Here is a 19,397-nt window from a genome sequence, read left to right on the forward strand (position 1 = left end):
TCGTGGAATGCCATATTTACCATAATACACCTTCTGGCGCGATTGTGCGGCCTTAAGCCTTCACTCCAGCCAGCCCTCCGCTGTACGGATATTAATAATTCTGCGGGAGGCCGGGAGATAGCGGAGGGCGGTTATGTGCGGCTCGTAAGCCAAAATAAGGCTATTCATATAGCCGTTTACACGGAATCTTCCCTGGTTCGAGGTGTCTACGACGAGCGTGCAGCTGCTGTTGGGCCCACAGCTTTTGTAGGTGTTGGTAATCTGGACAGGCTTCTCGGTGAAGCGGCTGCTTGTCCAATACTGCAACAGATCGGCTGACTGCTGTGGAGCCTGGAAGACCAGGGTAAGCAGCAGCAGGACGGCAGCGGGCCAATTCAAGAAGCTGAAGTAATAGAAGAAACGGTAGCCGCCTTTGAATTTATCTTTGGCTCTGACCGTAATGTCGTACAGCTTCAAGGTTAACAGGAAGCCAGTGAGCCACAGCACCGCAGCTTGCACGGTTTTGGCCGTAATCAGCCCCTGCTGCACCCCAAGTCCCAAGGCTGTGACATAATAGCGGTCAGCAAACGCCAGTGTGTATAAGGCAAGAGCCCCTACAGCCAGGAGCCAGAAATACTTTTGGAAAAACGGCTTGAGATGCTGCTGTGCGGTATTCTTCACCGGCCGGGAGCGGGAAGGGTCTGGCGCGCCCGGGTTCACTTTTGTACTGGAAAATTTAGATAGTCGCAATTTGATCTTCTCCTTGATATAGTTCTTAACTATTTAAGACACACTAAAGAAATTAACAAAAAGCAAAAAGAAGCGGAGGGGAAATTTGGAACTGTAGGAGCGGTAGCGACCGCCTTTGTGTTTGAATTTCTACCGCTAACAGTGGTTTTAATCAGGAAAATTCAAACACAACAGCGGCCGGAAGTCCAAATGTTCACCGCAGCGACGACCAAGCTTTGAGTTCTAATCTTAAGTGAGTCTTTAATAATAGTTTTTCCATGATTACCCGTATTCTAATCTATTGAACACAACAGGGCACACTCCGGCTGGGCGATACCGGAGGGTGCCCTGTTCAGCGTGCGTATTCTGTTAGATTAAGCGGTAGCCTGCAGGAAGATCCCCGCTGCTGCGGATACGGCGGATCTGGTCCAGCGTCAGTCTCTGGTTGGTAGAGATGATTGATTCTACGTCATTGCCGGAAATGAAGTCATCCAGATCACGGATGCTGTGGTTGCCGCGAAGCACGCGGAAGCTGCCTCTGAAGCGGGTTCTGCTGAACAGAACGAGTGTAGCATTGCTGCTGGTGGAGAAGAAGCGGAGACTTTCGATTCCATCCAGAATATTGTCCGTATCGCGGATGCCGAGATTGCCTCTGTAGATTCTGCTTCTTCCCCGGAAGTTTTCTTCACTATACACTGTGAGTCTAGGATAAGTCTGCGAGATATGAACCTCTTTGTTCATGTGTATTCCTCCTTGAAGCGGTTTTGGCAAAAGCAGCATGATACTGCCACCTGCAATACTATTCTATGTATGCTGATAGCGGTTGGTATGGTTAGAACCCCTGCACGGATAGCCTGTTTACATAGTGCTTCAGGAAATTTTTCACAAACCTGCTTTACAAACCAAAACCACTAGTGTACTATTTAACTAACACACCAATACAACGATGAGCATACACCTGTTTCAGCTCAGCAACAACCTGTGGAATTGCTATTCCACCCATACCTATCTTCACAAGGAGGCTGTCATGAATTCAACCGCTCTTAAGGCTCAGGGGCCGTCTGGCCCGGCGCAAGAACAGACCGTCCTGGAAATGCAGGGTGTCAGTAAAGTGATTAAAGGTAAGGCCATTGTAGATAACCTAAGCTTCAAGATTCAGAAGGGAGAGATCGTCGGGCTGCTGGGACCGAACGGCGCCGGCAAAACGACCACCATCCGGATGATGACCGGACTGATCCGCATGAGCGGAGGGGATGTTCTGATTCACGGGCACAGCATCCGCAAGGATTTCAAGCAGGCGATCTCACAGATCGGGGCGATTATTGAGAATCCCGAGTTCTATCCGCATATGAGCGGGTACGATAACCTGCTGCAATATTTACGTATGAGTGACGGAGCCGGGGCATCTCGGATTAAGGAGGTCGTGGAGCTGGTGGGACTGCAGGAGGCGATGAACAAGAAGGTTCGGGCCTACTCACTCGGTATGCGCCAGCGTCTGGGGATTGCTCAGGCCTTGCTCCACTCGCCGAAGCTGCTCATTCTGGATGAGCCGACCAACGGGCTGGACCCCGCCGGCATCCGGGAGATGCGCGACTATATGCGGAGAATAGCAGAGGTAGAGGGCATTGCCATTCTAATCTCCAGTCATATGCTGGCCGAGATTGAACAGATCTGCCACCGCGCGGTGGTCATTCAGAACGGCAAGCTTGTAACGGTGACACAGCTTACGGAAGTGCCAGAGGCGCAGAGTGAGGTAGCGCTTGCCATCCGGGTAGACAAGATTGAAGCTGCACGGACTGTGGCCGGAGCCCTGCAGGGCGTCAAAGTCACTGGAGCGGATGAAGCCCATTCCGAGCTGCATGTGCAGCTGCCGGATGGAGCCGTACCGGAGCTGGTGGCGGCACTTAGCGAAGCCAAGGTCGGCATATACCGGATTACTGAGAATAGACAAAGTCTGGAAGAGGATTTCCTGAAATGGACAGGGGGCAACCGCATTGCGTAAATTTAATCTGCTTGTGCTGAATGAATGGCTCAAAATATCGAAGAAACGCAGCAATATCATTCCTTATGTCATCCTGCTGGTGCTGTCGCTGGCAGTGGGCTATATGACTCGTACATTTGCCGCAGATATGTATGCTTCAGCGGCGGATTTTACAGCGGATTCCCTTCAGCCCAGAGGCATTGGCCAGCTTCTGGCCATCCTGATCATCGTCGGGACGGCGGGAATTGTATCCAGGGAATACAGCCAGGGAACGATCAAATTTCTGCTGATCCGTGCCCGCAGCCGCACGGCGATTCTGGCTTCCAAATATGCAACTGTACTGCTCTATACACTTAGCATGCAGGTAGTTGCGACGGTGGGGCTTTTTCTCTCAGGAGCGGTCTTCTTCGGACTCAGCGGAGGGGAAGCGGGAATCAGTGAGATCCTTACTTCGCTGCTGTATTCAACTGTCTACTGCACCGTCTACGCTACGATCGGGTTCATGCTGGGGATTCTGACGAAATCAACGGGCGTAACGATCGGGGCGACCATCTTCGCCACCACGATTGATAAGCTGGTTATTTCCCGTGATTTCTACAAATATGTGTTGTTCCCTAATCTTAATCTTGCAGCCTATCAGGATGGCGGGGCACCGATGCAGGGAATGACACTGAGCTTCTCCATTATCCTGCTGTGCATCTACATGGCGCTGTTCCTGCTTGCAGGCTTCGCCGTCTTCAGACGCAGGGATGTTGCTTGATGGTGATCGAATTCGATAATAACCAGCCGATTTATCTCCAGATCATGAATTACATCAAGGGAGAGATTATCACCGGCAAGCTGAAGCCTGGAGATAAGATTCCTTCTGTCCGTGAATTGGCCGCTGAACTGCAGATTAACCCGAATACCGTGCAAAGAACATTTCAGGAACTGGAGCGTGAGACCATCGTGGAGACCCGCCGCGGTATGGGCAGATATGTGACCGGAAGCGAAGAGACGATTCTGACCATCAAGAAGGAGATGGCACAGGAGGTGCTGGACCGTTTTATCCGCGGAATGCAGGAGCTTGGCTTCCAGGGCGAAGATATACTAACTGCAGTGGCAGAGAACATTCACCAGCGGGACCAAGAACAGGGGGAGTAAGAAGAGTGGACGATATAGTTGACATTCAGAATGTAAGCAAACAGTTTGGCCCCAGACAGGCGCTGAACCAAGTCTCCTTCAAGCTGGGCAGCGGCACCATCACCGGCCTTCTGGGAAGCAACGGCAGCGGCAAAAGCACGCTCATGAAGCTGATCGCCGGACTCGCCTGGCCCGGATCGGGCCGGATCTCAGTCCTCGGGGTGCCCGTGGGCGTAGAGAGTAAGAAGCTCGTCTCCTTCATGCCGGATGTGCCGGTAACGGAGTCATGGATGAATATCGGGGATGCGCTGAGATTCCAGCAGGATTTCTACCCGGATTTCGATCAGGCCAAGGCGCTGCGGATGCTGGATTTCATGAATCTGCGTACAGCGGATAAGGTGCGGACGTTATCCAAAGGAATGAACGAACGCCTGCAGCTGACATTAGCGCTCTCCCGCCGGGCCAGATTATATCTGCTGGATGAGCCGATTGGAGGCGTTGATCCGGTGGCCAGAACTAAGATTTTGAATGCGCTGATGGAGTTCTATGAAGAGGACAGCAGCATTCTGCTCTCTACCCATCTGGTGACGGATATCGAACGGATCTTTGATGAGGTGATTTTCCTGAAGGAGGGGGAGGTTGTACTGCATCGTCCGGTGGAGGAGCTTAGACAAGAGCATGGGAAGAGTGTAGATGAGCTGTTCAGAGAGGTGTTTGCCGAATGCTGAAGCTATTGAAATATGATCTTAAACGCAGAAAGGAACGCATTCTCGTCTTCATTGTAATTGCGTTACTCGCGCAGACCGGGCTGTGGATCTCCAGTGCAAAGATAGACGTAAACCTGGCCTCCCTGAACCTGGCTGTATACTGCATACTGGCCATTTCGATGATATTTATAGCGGTCACCGGATATTTCCGTAATCTTAAATCCTATCAGCGGCGGCTTCTGCCGGTTACTGCACTGCAGACGGTCCTGTCTCCCATGCTGTTGGCGCTGCTGCTGATTGGGGTGGTGATCCTCCTCGGTCTGGCCCATCTGGGGATCTACGAGCTGCTGTACACGATGGATTTCCTGCCCGGTAATCTGCTGACGGCTGGCCTCCGCGCATTGCTGCAATCGGTCTGGTCATCCTTATTTCTAATGGTGATGGTGATGTTTTCCTTTACAGTAGCCTTTAGTCTGCGTATGAAGGGGAGAATCTGGATTGGCGTAGCCCTTCTGGTCACACTGGAGAATGTATTTGGTTATCTGGAGAAGTTTCTCTTCGACAGCTATTTCAGCGGTCTGGATAATGCCTTTAACTTCGAGATTTACCCTGGAAGACTCCAGTCCGGTAGTGATTTCACTATACAGTATCTTCCATTCAATCAAGGGGCGCTGCTGTTTGAAGTGGCGGTGGTCTGCCTGATGGTCTATGGAATGGTTACGCTGGTGAGGAGAAGAATCGAAGTGTAAAAGATACGTTCCTATTTCACGCAAGCAAGGCTCCTAATCAGCCTTGCTTGCGTTTGTGTGCATCAATAAGGCGAGGAATAGCTATAAGCCTTGCGCGCTTCTTCCGCTGGTCCAGAGCTCCAGCTCCCGCAGCAGCTGTTCTTCCTCGTCTTCCTGCAGGTCCAGCCTTACCCCGTACTGGTATTGCCCCAGGCCGAACATCCAGCCCCAGCGGACACTGCCTTCATACTGCAGCTTCTCTTCCGCCAGCTGAAAATGAATAATCAGCTTCGTATCCCCTGCGGTGAAGCGGAGGTTCAGCGACGTGCGGACCTTACAGCCGGAGCGGCTAAGGTCAAGCAGAATACCTTCAGTCAATTTTCCCGCTCCCGGTCCCGAATTACTGGCGGGAATTTCAAGCCAGCAATCGATGGGCTGGTTCATTACATATCGGAATGGTTCTTTTCTGCTGGAGTCATCCATCATTTACCTCCGCTATTTTATTTGCTATTATATCGAAACGGCTACACTTGGACAATCTCCTAAAGTAGTATATTTAAAGAATAATATAGTATCTGTTATACCATACCTTTGCTCCAATACCCAGATAAAGAGGTGCTTAAACTATGTATCAATACCATAATGAAACCTTTAATGAGCATAATTTTGATTACGCAGCATTGCAGGATGGAGAAATAAACGGCTGCACCTTTGAGCGCTGCTCCTTTCGGGGAGCTTCTATGGAAGAGATGACCTCCACTGGCTGCCGGTTTGTCGATTGCGATTTCACCGGTGCCCTGCTGAATGCTTCGCTGCACACGGATGGCGCGTTCACCAACTGCAAGTTCACCGGAGCCAATCTGTTCGTGGCGAAGTTCGAGAACTGCAAGATGGTCGGATCGGATTTCGCCAATGCCTATATGGACGGTATTACACTGAGCGGAGGGGACTGGGCCTATACGAATCTGCGCCATCTGAATCTCAGCAGGCAGGATCTGCGGGGCATCCGGTTCACCGAGGCAGACATGCAGGGCTGCGATTTGCAAAAGGCGGATCTGCGCGGGGCGGATTTAAGCCGGGTGCAGCTTGCGCAGTGCAAGCTTACAGGGGCCGATCTGCGTGACGCCAAGCTGGAGGGGATTGACCTGAAGAGTCTGGATCTCAAAGGAGTGCGGCTGGATGTGGAGCAGGCTGTGCTACTGGCCCGTTCCATGGGAGCGAAGGTAGGGTAACGACTCAAGAAAAAACGGCGGTGTGCCGGAAAGCTGTATTATATTTCTGCCGGACTCTTCCGATAAAGAAATATCGACCCATTTCGACATGTTGCCGCAAGATATCTTCAGTGGTCGGAAGCATGAACAAGGTCATCGGAAGAGGAGAGTGTACATGTCATTAAGTCTTCGTACTTTATTTTCAACAGCATTTGCGGTTATTATCATTCTGATCACGGCTATTCTCAGCTATGTCATCGGCAACCGCTCCACCACTTCTGTGGAAGTCAGTATCGGCAGCTCCCTGGCCGCAGAGGCCAATCAAATGTCCGAGAAGCTTGATCAGTTCATGTGGTCACGTTCCGGTGAAATAGAAGTTTTGAGTAAGCTGAATGCTTTTCAGGAGCCCGTTGAACAAGCAGAGGCCGGCGGATTGCTGAATCAGCTGAAGAAGAGTCTGCCGGTATTCACTTGGGTGGGCTTCCTGGATAAGACAGGGAATGTGGTTGCTTCCACGGATCGGATTCTACAAGGAACGAATATCAGCCAGAGGCCTGTCTTTCAGCAGGCGCTTAAGGGAACCTTCGTCGGGGATGTCCACGATGCGGTGCTGCTCTCTAAGCTGTTGCCTAATCCTACAGGGGAAGCCCTGCAGTTTGTTGATGTGAGTGTGCCGGTCATGGACAAGCAAGGACAGACAAGCGGCGTGCTGGCGGCACATCTTAGCTGGGAGTGGTCACGTGAGGTCGAGGCCTCCATTGTGAATCCGCTCAAGGAACGGCTTAAGGGCGTGGAGGTGTTCGTGGTCAGTAAGAAGGACGACACCATTTTATTGGGACCAGAAGCCCTCACCGGCAAAAGAATGACGGCTGCGGTCCTGCAGCAGGCCCGCAGCGGCAATAGCTCATACGTGATCGAACAGGAGCGGGGCCGTGACTCCTATTTAACGGGATACGCCTATGGCGATGGTTACATGAACTACCCGGGCCTTGGCTGGACGGTCATTATCCGTCAGCCGGCAGACATCGCTTTTGCCTCAGTCCATCAGCTTGAACACTTCATACTGATCAGCGGTCTGCTGACCGCTGCGGCCTTCGCACTAATCGGCTGGCTGCTGGCCGGATGGATCAGCCGACCGTTGAGGGATATCACCCGTACAGCCGACCTGCTCAGCTCCGGTGCCGATGTGGAGATCCCGGCCTCTACCCGGTTCAAGGATATGGCGATTCTGTCGGCCTCCCTGCAGGGCCTGGTGAACAACCTGACCAAGACAGAGACTAAGCTGAGCTATATGTCGGATATGGCGCTGCATGATAAGCTTACCGGCTTGCCCAACCGGGCAGCACTGGATGAGTTTTTGGCCCATGCGGTCACTAAGGCCAAGCAGAAGCGGACGACACTAAGCTTTTTGTATATGGATCTGGACGGCTTCAAAAAAGTGAATGACAGCTTCGGCCATGCGGTTGGAGATGCCTTGCTTCAGGAGGTGGCCTTCCGGCTGATGGATTGTACGCGGGACAATGAGATCGTTGCCCGGCTGGGCGGGGATGAATTCGTGATTATTCTGAATACCTCGGCGGGCAAACCGATGAAGGAAGCGGAGGTGGTGGCTTCACGGATTATCAGCAAGATCAACCAGCCGATTCTGATTAAAGGCGAGGAGCTTCGTGTAGGCTGCAGCGTAGGTGCTGCTGTATGGACTCCGGACGGCGGAGATACCACCCTGACCCTGCGGCTCGCAGACGAAGCATTGTATATCTCCAAGCGGAGCGGGAAGAACCGGATTACCTTCGAGGCGGCATCTTAGGATCAGCAATCAACAGCAGACAGCAACAACAAACAACCTTTTATCGGCAGGATGGGGATGCTTCTCTTGTGCCGGAAAAAAGGTTGTTTGACGTTGTCTCATTACGTTCAGCGTAACCGCTTACGTGGATTAGACCATCTCTTGATCCACAGAAATCCTTCGTCGTCCCGGAAAAACTTAATGCCTATCCAGCTCAGCGGTGTCCAAATTTCCTTGAAATAATATGAAGGCATAGTAAATTAGTCCCTCCGATATAGTTAATTATTACTAGTTTAAGCCAGGATGGAAGATTTAACAATACTTTTTTTACATATAAATCCCATATTGTGCGTTCGCCCAGTTTTTTTGGGACTACAGGCATATGATGTAGAGGAATCAAAGCTGGGCATGTGCGTAAGAAAGGGGGGCTTCAGATGAGTGGAGGTCTGAGAACGTCAACAGCGACCATACTGGTGTTGTTTATTTTGCTGATTATTATCCTTAGCGTATTTTAGCGGTAGGGGATATAGGGGGATTGAAACAGCGCCGGGGCATCCGCTCCGGCGCTGTTTGCATGCGTATAAGCCGCAGCTTACTTCCATATACATCATAACAGGGATAAGCACAGGCAGTTTGGCAGGGTGGGGCATTCAATATAGTAGGAAAGGAAGTGATGCAATGACAAGCTCCGAATTTATCTCCCGGATCGCATCCTTCGCGGTAGCCGATATGAAGCGCAGCCGTATTGCAGCTTCGCTGACGATTGCCCAGGCGGCGCTGGAATCCGGCTGGGGAACGAGCGGCTTGACGCTGAAGGCTAACAATCTGTTCGGCATCAAGGGCAGCGGGCCTGCGGGCAGCCTCGCGCTTCCGACAACGGAATACAGGAACGGCCAAGCTGTACAGGTGACTGCGCAGTTCCGTTCCTATCATAACTGGGGAGAATCTATAGCGGATCATTCCGCACTGATTACCGGTGGAGTGTCCTGGAACCCCAAGCTGTACAGCAAGGCTATTGGAGTCGACGGCAAAACAGCCGCCCGCGAGATTGCTGCTGCAGGCTACGCAACGGACCCGGGTTATGCGTCCAAGCTGATTCAGATTATGGATTCCTATAACCTGTATCAATATGACGAGCTGAAGGAGGATGAAGAGATGTCGGCTGAAGATAAACAAAAAATTGCGGCGCTGGAAACCGAGCTGCGGGAACTGAAGGAGCTGCTGGCAGGGCTGTCTGTCAGCAGAGATACACTGAAGGCCGGCGTTCAAGAGCAAGGCCAAGCCATTAAAGGCGTCGCGGAACGTCTGGCTGTCATTGAGGGCCGTACAGTAATGAATGTGCCGGCCTGGGCTGAGCCTGCGGTACAGGCAGCGTCTGCCGCCGGTCTGCTGGATACGCCGTCAGGAGGAAGCTATGATTTCTACCGGCTGCTGACCGTATTGAACCGCGCCGGTCTGCTGGTTACAAGCAAAGGGGTGTAGCCGTTATGTACAATGATGCACTTAACAATGTACTAGCTTTTGCATCCGTATTGGCGGTATTCGTCATGGCGCTGGTCCAGCTCGTCAAGAACAGCGTTAATCTTCCGCGCAACGTGGTTCCTGCGGTGGGGCTGGCCATCGGCCTGCTGGTAGGAGCGGCTGCCTACCCTTTTACAGACATGGATCTCATTCTTCGTCTATGGGCCGGAGGCCTGGCCGGATTATCGGCAACGGGACTGTTTGAACTGGCGTTCAATAAGCGGAGCGGGACTACCCGAGAGAATTAATACGGTGTAAATCCGAATATAATGAATTTCATTGGTAGATTCATCCAATCATTAATAGAGTTCTGTAAATACACTGATAAGGAAGAAAGGAGGTGCTTGATATGGGAACTTATGTTGATGGCAGAACCTCGCAAAATGCAAGTACTGCCAACTCTATTGCAATTCCAATTTTGGTTATTAATACTCCGCAGCTATTCGGTCAAATTGGCCTAATCACGGCTGGGGTAGGTGCGAATCCGCGTGTAATGCTCAAAGGAACAATATCGTTTCAGCTTCCGCTTGCGCTGGTTGGTGTCACGATTACGATTGTCAGAGGGACCGTAATTACAGACCCTGTGGTATATTCCGCTACCTCCACTTTCAATCTTAGTGTGCTGGCACCGCAGGTTATCACCTTCTCGGCAGATGATTTCCTTCCTCCGGTCACTCCGCAGTTAACCTATACTGCATTTGTCAGTTCGAACCTGCTTGGTACAGTTCGTGTAGGTCCGGAGAGCTTCGATGGAATCCTGGTATCCGATTAAGCAATAGCATGGGACATCCTGGGCTGCCCGCAACGACGGGCGGGCAGGATGCCCTTGTACATACGCCCCAAATTATGTCCGTTTCGCCCAATCTGATAAGGCTGCTTACTCATATGCTGTTCTGTAGTCAACAATATGAAGGAGGTAATCTCATGGGTGCAGATTGCGGATACGGTGGCAATGTAGGCGGCGTGAATACTTGTGGAGTAAGTCCTTGGACATCGACAGGCGCGATTCTGGTTCTTTATATCCTGCTCGTTATTATTCTGAGTGCCTGCTTCTACTAGGAGATCCAATCAGTCAGCGCAGTCCCGGCAATCCGGGACTGCGCTTGTTGCAGGTGCAGGATGGACAAGCTTTGCTGCATGACGGTGAATTTAAATTCGCCTTGCCCCGAATGGATGTGCGATAATAGAAGTCATTGTCTTCAGGGCAATTAGTGCTGGCATGAAAGAGGTGTACGATGGAAGAGAAGGAAAAGATATATGCTATCCTCAAGCGGATTGAAGCGGAACAGGCGGTTAATCAGGAGGTAATGGAACTTGAAGCCGAGGCCTTCGCCGATATTATGGAGGAGCTTATCGACAGCCGGATGGTGGAGAATATTAAGATCTCCCGATCAGGCAGCGGGATCGTGACCGTTAGAACTGCTGAAATCAAATTGACCCGGCGTGGTCATGATTTTATTTTATTGAAGGAGTCTGGCAGAATTTGAACGGAAAATAGAAGTCATTACCCGGCGCTGAAAGAGGCCGGGCTATTTTTTTTGACTAGGGTCCCGGCTTGATTATAAATACGGGAGATCCCAGGCCGGAGACATAAGGAGCTTTATTTAGCTTTGATCTCTGACAACGCCTTATCCATCTGCGTTTCATTCGACTGTACGGCTTCACTGTCCACAGTATCAGCTCCGCGGAAGACATTCTTGGTGTTCTGGTAAAAGTCAAAGGCAAACTTCTTAATCGCCTCACCGTCAGGGTGATTGCGCTCAACAACGGTAGCCTTAAACAGGTTCGTCAGCATGTATCCGGCGTCTTCGCTGTGTGCGAGATAATTCCCGGCGGTGTACTCCTCCACGATCTGGGATTCAAAATCCTTAAGCTCCACCGCCGACGGAGTGTATGATTTTGCCAAAACTTCTGCGGCGTCTGCTTTTTGTGTGGCCTCCGTATCCGTAGTCGCGATTTGTTGGATAGCAGATTCCCAGTTCACTGCCCCCTTCCCGGTGGATGGTTCAGCGGCTGGTGCTGGCGTGGGCTGCGCTGCTGTTGGCTGCGCTGTCCCGGCGGGAGTGGGGGTAGCCTGATTAGCCGGAGCGTTGCAGCCTGCGGTTAGTCCAATGACACCGCCGAATACGATTACTAGGGCAAGGGACGACATCTTTTTATACAAGGGTTTCTTCATAGCGGTTCCTCCTGAATCTATCGGATATCCATATACTATATATGTAACCTTGTGTTGCCTGATTGAACTACGCAGCCTAATTACAGTCTTCACCTTAAATGGATAATACATTCCTTGAGAGGGAAGCGGGGATAAATGACAAATATGAATATTTTGTGAGTCTGTAGAACTAAGCCATTTGACCTGCTATAATTGGTAAAAAATAGAATAGTAAAGAGGTGCTACTGTAAAATGAAGCGGAAACTGGCAACGCTTTTTGTAGTGTTGATGTTGGCTCTATCCTTAAGTGTGCAGCCATTATCGGCAGCAGGCAAGACTCAGAAGGTGAAGGTTACGTTTGTAAGTGCAGACCTGGTAGAGAATAATCATGTAGGTAATGAGTGGTGGTGGGGCGGATTCGTCAATGGAGAGGAGCTTGAGGAAGGGAATTCAGTCACGCTGGATCTCAGTTCAACAGCAAGCATCAAGCTTCGTGCTGAAGCGCAGGAACAGGATAAGATTCCGGATGAAGGCTCAGCGAGCGCGTCGATTAAGGTGTCAGCCCTGAAGGATACCCAGAACAAATCGCTGACAGTGAAGGTAGTCGAAAACCGCGGGCGGTATTCCGGGAACACTGCCTCCTGGAAGTTTGTTTTCAAGATCGATAAGGTCAAATGACAAGCTGAAATGAAGTAGAATAATACATTTGATTCTGGTACAATCTAAATATTAAGTTTGAAGGAGCGGAGCACATGGATAATGATTTGGTGCAGGTATTAAGATCCGTTATTCGTGAAGAATTAGTTCCTGTTAAGGCGGAATTAGGAACCGTCAACGAGCGTTTAGATCGAATAGAGACAGAGCAGCAAACAATGAAGCAAGATCTGCAAATAATGAAGCAAGATCAGCAAACAATGAGGCAAGATCAGCAAACAATGAAGCAAGAACTGCAAACAATGAAGCAAGATCAGCAAACAATGATGCAAGATCAGCAAACAATGAAGCAAGAACTGCAAACAATGAAGCAAGATCAGCAAACAATGATGCAAGATCAGGAGCAGATTAAACGTGCTGTGCTGGAAACAAACGAACGGCTCATCAACGTCGAGTCTTTATTGGAGAATCAGCACAGAATTATCGAATTGCTCTCAGCGCGCTCCATTGAGCAGGAAGCCAAGCTGAAGCGGATTATATAAGAAGTATATACTCAGCAAGCCCACGCATCTTGATTTCAAGGCGGGGGCTTTTTTGCGTGAAACAAAAATCGAGGCTCCCTTTCGGGAGCCTCTTTCATGGGAGAGGAGAAACCGGACGAAGAGCTTATGGGGAAACGTAAGCCTGCTCCGCGGTTGTCTACGACATTTTGTGATGTCGATAGTTACAGGATGACCCGGAAGCGGGAGTTTTATACATTTGCCTGCCAAATTTCTTCAGCTCCGCATTGTGACAAAGTCGGACAATCTTTTTATTTCATGGAATAATTGTGGTACTATAGGCTTGGACTTATGCCCTGTAACGGCATAGTAATGTAGAGACATAAAAGCTAAAAAGCAGGTGGATGATCGGTGAGAGTCATATCGGGAAGTGCAAAAGGCAGGCCGCTTAAAAGTGTTCCAGGCAATGGCACACGGCCTACTACCGATAAAGTAAAGGAAGCGTTATTCAGTATGATCGGGCCTTATTTTGAAGGAGGTACGGTGCTTGATCTGTATGCCGGTACCGGAGGTCTGGGGATCGAAGCCCTGAGCAGAGGGATGGAAGCCGCGGTGTTTGTGGACATGGAGCAGAAGGCGATTGACACGGTGCGTGCAAACCTGAAGGCGGCCCGGCTGGAAGCGCAGGCTGAGGTCTACCGCAATGATGCGGGAAGAGCGCTTGGGGCACTCGGGAAGCGGGGGAGAGCGTTTGATCTTGTTTTTCTGGACCCGCCTTACCGTATGAAGCATGGAGACGAGCTGATGGTTACGCTGGCGGACAAGCTGCTGCTGAACCCTGATGCAGTGATCGTGCTGGAGCATGAATCGGGGTATACCTATCCCGAGGATATACCAGGGTTCGTGAGAACGAAGCAATCCGTCTATGGAGAGGTTACGATCTCTATCTACCGGTATGAAGCTGCTGTTCCAGAAGCTGCCGCAAACGGCAAGGAGGTTAATGATGAGTCTGCAAATTAGAAAAGAGCGTGTCGCCATCTATCCCGGAACCTTCGATCCGGTTACGCTGGGGCATATGGACATTATTCACCGGGCCGCCAAGCAGTTCGACAGGCTGATTGTGGCGGTGCTGAACAACCTGAGCAAGAATCCGTTGTTCTCTGTCGAGGAACGGACAGAGCTTCTGCGCCAGGCGACAGCGGATATACCGAATGTTGAGGTGGACAGCTTCCGTGATCTCCTGGTTAACTATGTGAGGCAAAAGGATGCGCAGGTTATTGTCCGGGGAATCCGGACCGTTACGGATTTTGAATACGAGCTGCAGAATGCTTCCATTAATCATAACCTTGACCCTGAAGCGGAAACTATATTTATGATGACCAATCCGAGATACTCCTATCTTAGCTCCAGTGTGGTGAAGGAGATTGCCCACTTCGGCGGGAAGGTCTCGGATTTTGTAACCCCTGAGGTGGAGCAGGCCATGAAGCTGAAGTTCAGCCGGATGGACGGCGGCTCGAAGTAAACAGCTTCACAGCAGCTGAGAGCAACAGCAACAGCATAACAAGCAGGGTCTGAAGTCCCAGGATCTGTGGGGCCAGGGTCCATATTCTTAGCGAAGTGCCTATGTCTTGGGGCTGTACGGCCGGGGGAGAGCCGGCTAGAACCGGCAGCGCCGCAGACTGAATATGGAGCAGTGGTGTCCACAGCAGGAGTGTGAATGCAAAGGCCAATAGTCCATGCAGCAGCCTGACTGCGGTGAACGGGAGGAAGCGGACATTCGCTGCCTTCAGCACTGTCAGTGCCTGGAGCTGGGCGCAAATGCCGCTCCAGGCCAGTCCGGCCGACAGCAGTGCCGGGCCAAGAAGACCGCCTATGAGGAAGCCTTCGAGTCCTGCTGCGGCCGAAGTCATTGACCGGGCTCCCAGATGAATCTCAAGCATGCTTGCTGTAACCAGAGCCGGCAGCTGAGGGAACAGCCGGGTAACAATACTTACGACAACTGCGAACATAATCATATAGCCGCCTACAATCATCAGGCTCTGTACGGCGGAGGATACGGATTCACCGAGCACCTTGCCGAAGCCCCGTCCGTCCCTTGAACGGGCCTCTGCTGCTGCCTGATGGATACGCCGGGGCAAGGATGGTTTTTTGGCGTTAGAGCGTCCGCCGGTAAGGCTGGGATCACTTTCTTGCGGAATAGATGAGGTTATCTTATGGGAGCCATTGAAGCAGGCGGATAGAATTCCTGCGGCTACCCCTGACAGCCAGTGGATGGCCAGCAGGGCATACCCGGCGGCTGGACTGTGCAGGAAGGCTGTCCCGACCACAATAAGCAGTGTGACCGGACTGGCATAATGCACGATAGCCGCCAGCCGTCCGGCCTCCTTGTCCGTAATGTCCCCCTGCTTGTGCAGCTGCATCACTCCTCCGGCTCCTGCCGGGAAGCCGGCGGTAAGGCCGAGCACCAGCGTCCAGCCGCCCGCCCCGGGAAGCCGGAAGCACCGCTTCATCAGCGGCTCCAGCAGGACACCGATACCATGCACGAAGCCGGATGCGCTCAGCATCTCTGAGAGGATCAGGAAGGGCAGTAGCGCCGGAAAGACCAGGGTCCACCAGAGCGTAAGGCCCGTAAGTGAAGCCTTGAATGAGGCTTCAGGTGCTATGACTATTGCTATAGCTAGCAGAATGGCTGCAGCCCCGGGTATAAATGGAGCTGAACCCGACAGGAAGCGTCTGGATCTAAAGTTTATCATTAGAGTTATCCCCTCTTCATAGCTTAGGACATGGGCACATCTTGTTATCAATTTATGCAGGGGAGACAACCATCATGCCATAGCCGGAGTGAAGCTCCAGGCTAAGGTACCACATTCTAAGTGCCGGGGTATCATCCGCAGGAAAGAAGGGGAAGAGACTTGAGGCAGTACAAACGCCGGGTAGGCATCCGCGCTTCAGCCTATTTATTTTCATTCGTAGTCATTCTCTATGTTGTGGTCTTTATGAATACGCCTTACATTGTATATCAGCCGGGAAGCGCCTCTGAGGTGGCACCGATGATCAAGGTTGAGAATGCCGATCCGCAGGAGCAGGGAACCTTCATGATGACTACGGTCTCTGCAAGCTATGCGAATGTGGCTCTTCTAATTGCCTCTGTGTTCAACTCAAATGCCGAGGTAGTATTGAAAGAAACCCGTCTGCAGGATAAGACGGAGCAGGAGTATGCGGCGGAGCAGGTGTTCTATATGAATAGTTCACAGTCCTATGCCGTGCAGGCAGCTTATCATGCGGCAGGTGTACCCTATGAGGATGTCGTGGATTATCTGTATGTGTTCTCCGTACCTGAAGCTGCCAATCAGGACCGGTTCAAGCCGGGGGACAAAATCATCAGTGTAGGCGGACAAAAGGCAGCCGATCCGGCCGCGCTGTCCAAATTGCTGTCGGTTCATCAAATCGGGGATTCCGTGGAGGTATCGCTCCAGCGTGACGGCAAAGAGATCAAGGAACAGGTCAAGCTGGTGGGGGTCAAGGATAAAGACGCTTCGGCTGCCCGGCCGGGCTTCGGCGTCGTGATTGGTGCGGTTCAAAAGGTGGAGCCTAAGGAGGAAGGCAAAGCTGTTAGTTTCGTGGATACCAACGTGGGCGGACCTTCTGCCGGACTGATGTTCACCATGGAAATCTACAACCGGCTTACGCCGGGGGATCTCACCAAGGGCCGGAAGGTAGCAGGCACGGGTACGATAGATGCGGAGGGGAACGTGGGGCCGATCGGCGGTGTGAAGCATAAGATTGTAGCGGCCGACCGCAAGGGGGCGGAGATCTTCTTCGTTCCGGTTAAGAACTACGACGAGGCCAAGGCAAAAGCCGATCAAATCGGCACGAATATGAAGCTGGTTCCTGTCTCAACCCTGCCCGATGCCCTGAAATACATGGAGGAGCTGCCGGTCATCAAATCCTGACCGGCGGCTCAAGATAATCACTGTACAGATCGCTGCGCAGCGGGTCGGCATAAGCCCCGGCGAACACAGCGGCCGCCTGGAGGTCACGCTCGAGCATGGGATGGGCGTATCGGGCAGGGCTTGTAATCACCGGAAGCGCTGCTGTCTGCTTCATCTGCTTTAGCAGCTCCCGGCCGCTCTCGCGGAAGCCGAGAACCCTTATGTAGCCGGGACCCCGGGAGAGAACGGAGGGGGAGAGCTCTGCTTTGCTGTGGTTCAGCAGGGTGTGGAGCAGCAGACGCTGGAGCCTGGTAAGGGTATAACGTCTGCTCTTAAGCTCCTGCAGCAGACCGCCGATTGTGAACTTATCCAGCTGGCGCATGCTTCGGAGCAGCCGGTTCTCCAAGCCTTCGTTCATATCCTGCACTGTGTGCAGCTCCGCAGCGGAGCGCGTATAGAGCACATGGCGCAGCGGCCCGGCGAAGTCTTCTAGCAGTACCGGGCCCCGGCCTGCGTCACGCTCCCGCTCCAGGATGGACAGGGCATACTCCGGCATATAAGCCGCCGGTGATCCGCCCTCCAGCAGCAGCCTGCGGATGGCTGTTGCACTGGCAATGGCCGACCCGCCCTCCAGCGGGTCGTGGAAGCCCGCGCCGGTCCGCGGCACGGTCAAGGGCTCGATCGCGCTGCCCAGCCGCCTTAGCGCGATCAGGTAGTGCAGGCCGAGGCTGTTGTTGGGCTGCCGTAATATATCTTCGGCATCTTCCGGTGTCTCCTCTCCCATGAAAGAGGCCCTCCAGGCCGCCGCCGCCGCCGCGCTGTAGGCGGCGGGGAATCCCGCGCCCTCAGAAAGGCGCGCGCGGATCTCCTCCTTAAGCGCACTGCTCTCTTCTGCCAGGAAGCCGGCCAGAGGCAGCAGCACGCCCAAAGTGCCTGCTTCGGAGCCGAAGCACAGGCTGTCGACGACGCCGGTCGCCTCCAGCAGGGATACCGCTCCGAAGGCGAACCATTCCGCCGGCTGGACGGCGTACGCCACCGGCAGCTCAATGACCAGATCGGCGCCCATATGCAGCGCCATCTCGGTGCGGGCACGCTTGCTGACCGCCGCCGGCTCGCCGCGCTGGGTGAACGGTCCGCTCATAATGACAACGGAGCGGTCCGCTCCCGAGATTCTTTTGGCCTCGGTGAAATGATGGACATGCCCGTTATGTAAAGGGTTATATTCGGCTATAATACCTACAGTTGCCACAGTTGCTTCACGCCCCATTCTGGTATTTATAATGTATATCATAAATTGTCACGCTCCCTGAAACAATATAAAGGGAAAGTGGTTGACAAAGTCAGGGAATAATAGGTATAATAAATTTTGTTTGTTTGGAGTGATAGTAATGAACATTCACTTTCGCAAATTAGCGAATGCCGACGAGCCTCTGGTCCTCCACGAAGTTGTGGATGTCAGCGGGATTGTCACAGGGCGCAAGGATATACTTGCTGTTGCACCACTCTCAGTAGACCTTAAAGCGCTGCCCGCGGGAACCGATAGTGTGAACGTGGTGGGAACACTGAACGGAGAAGTGGACATGTTATGTTCACGTTGTCTCGGTGAGGTCAAGAGCAAGCTGAACATTCCTTTCGCTGAGACCTTCAAGTGGCTTAAGCAGCCAATTCTTCCGGAAGATGAAGATGAGGAACTCATTTACATCACAGATGAGATTGTGGATCTTATCCCGTATGTGGAAGAAAATTTCGTACTGCACTTACCGGATTCGGTATTGTGCAAGGCAGACTGTCTTGGTCTTTGTCAGAAATGCGGACAGAACTTGAACGAAGGCACCTGCAGTTGCGACAACACAGTGATCGATCCAAGACTCGCTGCGTTGAAAGGATTCTTTACCAAGCAAGATGACTAAGAACAAATCCCGAGGAATTGGGTTACAACAAAATCAGGAGGTGTCTAACAATGGCAGTACCACAACGCAGAACGTCCAAGACTCGCCGTGACAAGCGTCGTACTCACTTTAAACTGGTTGTTCCAGGTATGGTGAAATGCGAACAATGCGGAGAGCTGAAGCTTGCTCACCACGTATGTAAAGTTTGCGGAACATACAAAGCAAGAGAAATCATCAAACAATAGTTTGCATTTAAGAGTAGCACTTCATCTGCCGGTGAAGTGCTATTTTTATGGAAATAAAGCAGGGAACGAAGCTTACATGCCTTGCACTGCGCCGGTTTTCAGGCGCTTTTCAAGCCAAAGCTTTATTTTTGCGCCGGCATGCTTTATACTACATATTAGTACCTGGTTCTAAATGGTAAGGAATAACAGAGAAACCTAACTACAGCGGCCACTCTTACGGGCCGGAAAGCTGCACATCAGGCCTGTGCCGGGAGGTGA

General features: G+C 52.0%; 26 protein-coding genes. 20 read left to right on the top strand and 6 right to left on the bottom strand.

Going from position 1 to position 19,397, the window contains the following annotated elements; translation table 11 throughout:
* Positions 1–60 precede the first annotated feature (60 nt).
* Positions 61–729 carry a hypothetical protein gene (locus MKX51_RS13440; protein WP_340992711.1) on the bottom strand — a complete coding sequence of 223 codons (669 nt, stop codon included), beginning with the start codon at positions 727–729 and terminating at the stop codon, positions 61–63.
* 348 nt (positions 730–1,077) lie between these two features.
* Positions 1,078–1,449 carry a hypothetical protein gene (locus MKX51_RS13445; RefSeq protein ID WP_340941105.1) on the bottom strand — a complete coding sequence of 124 codons (372 nt, stop codon included), beginning with the start codon at positions 1,447–1,449 and terminating at the stop codon, positions 1,078–1,080.
* 286 nt (positions 1,450–1,735) lie between these two features.
* On the opposite strand from MKX51_RS13445, the gene MKX51_RS13450 reads away from it, so the two are divergent.
* From MKX51_RS13450 to MKX51_RS13470, 5 genes are read left to right on the top strand one after another with little or no spacing between them, the layout of a single operon-like run.
* A complete protein-coding gene (locus MKX51_RS13450; RefSeq protein ID WP_340992712.1) occupies positions 1,736–2,710 on the top strand; it encodes an ABC transporter ATP-binding protein in 975 nt (324 codons plus the stop codon).
* Positions 2,703–3,449 (top strand): ABC transporter permease, encoded by a 747-nt coding sequence (locus tag MKX51_RS13455; protein WP_340992713.1) that lies wholly within the window; start codon positions 2,703–2,705, stop codon positions 3,447–3,449. The genes MKX51_RS13450 and MKX51_RS13455 overlap by 8 nt, the downstream gene beginning before the upstream one ends.
* Positions 3,449–3,832, top strand: coding sequence for a GntR family transcriptional regulator (locus tag MKX51_RS13460; protein WP_340941101.1), 384 nt, complete (start codon positions 3,449–3,451; stop codon positions 3,830–3,832). The genes MKX51_RS13455 and MKX51_RS13460 overlap by 1 nt, the downstream gene beginning before the upstream one ends.
* A 5-nt stretch (positions 3,833–3,837) precedes the next feature.
* Positions 3,838–4,539, top strand: a complete 702-nt coding sequence (locus MKX51_RS13465; protein ID WP_340992714.1) for an ABC transporter ATP-binding protein — start codon at positions 3,838–3,840, stop codon at positions 4,537–4,539.
* Entirely contained in the window at positions 4,533–5,267 is a 735-nt protein-coding gene (locus MKX51_RS13470) for a hypothetical protein (RefSeq protein ID WP_340992716.1), read from the top strand. Before MKX51_RS13465 ends, MKX51_RS13470 begins: the two co-directional genes overlap by 7 nt.
* Positions 5,268–5,348: 81 nt before the next feature.
* On the opposite strand, the gene MKX51_RS13475 is transcribed toward MKX51_RS13470, so the two are convergent.
* The gene (locus tag MKX51_RS13475) at positions 5,349–5,624 is read right to left on the bottom strand and encodes a PilZ domain-containing protein (protein ID WP_235218399.1); all 276 of its coding nucleotides are present in this window, start codon (positions 5,622–5,624) and stop codon (positions 5,349–5,351) included.
* Positions 5,625–5,872: 248 nt separating this feature from the next.
* Here MKX51_RS13475 and MKX51_RS13480 point away from each other — a divergent pair, with 248 nt between their 5' ends.
* The 8 genes from MKX51_RS13480 (at position 5,873) to MKX51_RS13515 (ending at position 11,251) form a co-directional block, all read left to right on the top strand.
* Positions 5,873–6,478: a pentapeptide repeat-containing protein gene (locus MKX51_RS13480; RefSeq protein ID WP_340941098.1), complete on the top strand. Its 606-nt coding sequence runs from the start codon at positions 5,873–5,875 to the stop codon at positions 6,476–6,478.
* A gap of 154 nt (positions 6,479–6,632) precedes the next feature.
* Entirely contained in the window at positions 6,633–8,264 is a 1,632-nt protein-coding gene (locus MKX51_RS13485) for a diguanylate cyclase domain-containing protein (RefSeq protein WP_340992717.1), read from the top strand.
* A 413-nt stretch (positions 8,265–8,677) separates the two neighbouring features.
* Positions 8,678–8,758, top strand: coding sequence for a YjcZ family sporulation protein (locus MKX51_RS13490; RefSeq protein ID WP_245368211.1), 81 nt, complete (start codon positions 8,678–8,680; stop codon positions 8,756–8,758).
* A 163-nt stretch (positions 8,759–8,921) separates the two neighbouring features.
* On the top strand, positions 8,922–9,725 hold the full coding sequence (locus tag MKX51_RS13495; protein WP_340992718.1) for a glycoside hydrolase family 73 protein: 804 nt from the start codon (positions 8,922–8,924) through the stop codon (positions 9,723–9,725).
* 5 nt (positions 9,726–9,730) lie between these two features.
* On the top strand, positions 9,731–10,012 hold the full coding sequence (locus tag MKX51_RS13500; protein ID WP_340992720.1) for a holin: 282 nt from the start codon (positions 9,731–9,733) through the stop codon (positions 10,010–10,012).
* A 101-nt stretch (positions 10,013–10,113) separates the two neighbouring features.
* Positions 10,114–10,536 carry a hypothetical protein gene (locus tag MKX51_RS13505; RefSeq protein WP_340941094.1) on the top strand — a complete coding sequence of 141 codons (423 nt, stop codon included), beginning with the start codon at positions 10,114–10,116 and terminating at the stop codon, positions 10,534–10,536.
* A gap of 152 nt (positions 10,537–10,688) precedes the next feature.
* A complete protein-coding gene (locus MKX51_RS13510; protein ID WP_209873522.1) occupies positions 10,689–10,823 on the top strand; it encodes a YjcZ family sporulation protein in 135 nt (44 codons plus the stop codon).
* A gap of 176 nt (positions 10,824–10,999) precedes the next feature.
* Entirely contained in the window at positions 11,000–11,251 is a 252-nt protein-coding gene (locus MKX51_RS13515) for a YjcQ family protein (RefSeq protein ID WP_340941093.1), read from the top strand.
* Positions 11,252–11,364: 113 nt separating this feature from the next.
* On the opposite strand, the gene MKX51_RS13520 is transcribed toward MKX51_RS13515, so the two are convergent.
* Positions 11,365–11,940, bottom strand: coding sequence for a hypothetical protein (locus tag MKX51_RS13520; RefSeq protein WP_340992722.1), 576 nt, complete (start codon positions 11,938–11,940; stop codon positions 11,365–11,367).
* A 231-nt stretch (positions 11,941–12,171) separates the two neighbouring features.
* Here MKX51_RS13520 and MKX51_RS13525 point away from each other — a divergent pair, with 231 nt between their 5' ends.
* The 4 genes from MKX51_RS13525 to coaD all read left to right on the top strand — a co-directional run bounded on the left by MKX51_RS13525 (position 12,172) and on the right by coaD (position 14,595).
* Positions 12,172–12,597, top strand: coding sequence for a hypothetical protein (locus tag MKX51_RS13525; protein ID WP_340992723.1), 426 nt, complete (start codon positions 12,172–12,174; stop codon positions 12,595–12,597).
* Positions 12,598–12,671: 74 nt separating this feature from the next.
* On the top strand, positions 12,672–13,115 hold the full coding sequence (locus MKX51_RS13530) for a hypothetical protein (RefSeq protein ID WP_340992724.1): 444 nt from the start codon (positions 12,672–12,674) through the stop codon (positions 13,113–13,115).
* Between the two features lie 369 nt (positions 13,116–13,484).
* Positions 13,485–14,093 (top strand): 16S rRNA (guanine(966)-N(2))-methyltransferase RsmD, encoded by a 609-nt coding sequence (rsmD, locus tag MKX51_RS13535; protein WP_340941088.1) that lies wholly within the window; start codon positions 13,485–13,487, stop codon positions 14,091–14,093.
* The gene (gene coaD, locus MKX51_RS13540; RefSeq protein WP_339256363.1) at positions 14,077–14,595 is read left to right on the top strand and encodes a pantetheine-phosphate adenylyltransferase; all 519 of its coding nucleotides are present in this window, start codon (positions 14,077–14,079) and stop codon (positions 14,593–14,595) included. Before rsmD ends, coaD begins: the two co-directional genes overlap by 17 nt.
* On the opposite strand, the gene MKX51_RS13545 is transcribed toward coaD, so the two are convergent.
* Entirely contained in the window at positions 14,567–15,826 is a 1,260-nt protein-coding gene (locus MKX51_RS13545; protein ID WP_340992726.1) for a nucleoside recognition domain-containing protein, read from the bottom strand. The genes coaD and MKX51_RS13545 overlap by 29 nt on opposite strands.
* A gap of 159 nt (positions 15,827–15,985) precedes the next feature.
* On the opposite strand from MKX51_RS13545, the gene MKX51_RS13550 reads away from it, so the two are divergent.
* Entirely contained in the window at positions 15,986–17,026 is a 1,041-nt protein-coding gene (locus MKX51_RS13550; RefSeq protein WP_340992727.1) for a SepM family pheromone-processing serine protease, read from the top strand.
* On the opposite strand, the gene MKX51_RS13555 is transcribed toward MKX51_RS13550, so the two are convergent.
* Complete coding sequence (locus tag MKX51_RS13555; protein ID WP_340995606.1) at positions 17,016–18,254, bottom strand: tRNA(Met) cytidine acetate ligase; 1,239 nt, start codon at positions 18,252–18,254, stop codon at positions 17,016–17,018. The genes MKX51_RS13550 and MKX51_RS13555 overlap by 11 nt on opposite strands.
* Positions 18,255–18,393: 139 nt before the next feature.
* Between MKX51_RS13555 and MKX51_RS13560 the strand changes: the two genes are divergently transcribed.
* Both MKX51_RS13560 and rpmF read left to right on the top strand, forming a co-directional pair.
* Positions 18,394–18,915, top strand: a complete 522-nt coding sequence (locus MKX51_RS13560; protein WP_340941084.1) for a YceD family protein — start codon at positions 18,394–18,396, stop codon at positions 18,913–18,915.
* Positions 18,916–18,965: 50 nt separating this feature from the next.
* Positions 18,966–19,139, top strand: a complete 174-nt coding sequence (rpmF, locus tag MKX51_RS13565) for a 50S ribosomal protein L32 (RefSeq protein WP_019911234.1) — start codon at positions 18,966–18,968, stop codon at positions 19,137–19,139.
* Positions 19,140–19,397 lie beyond the last annotated feature (258 nt).

Source organism: Paenibacillus sp. FSL M7-0420 (assembly GCF_038002345.1).
In the GTDB taxonomy this organism is placed as follows: domain Bacteria; phylum Bacillota; class Bacilli; order Paenibacillales; family Paenibacillaceae; genus Paenibacillus_AQ.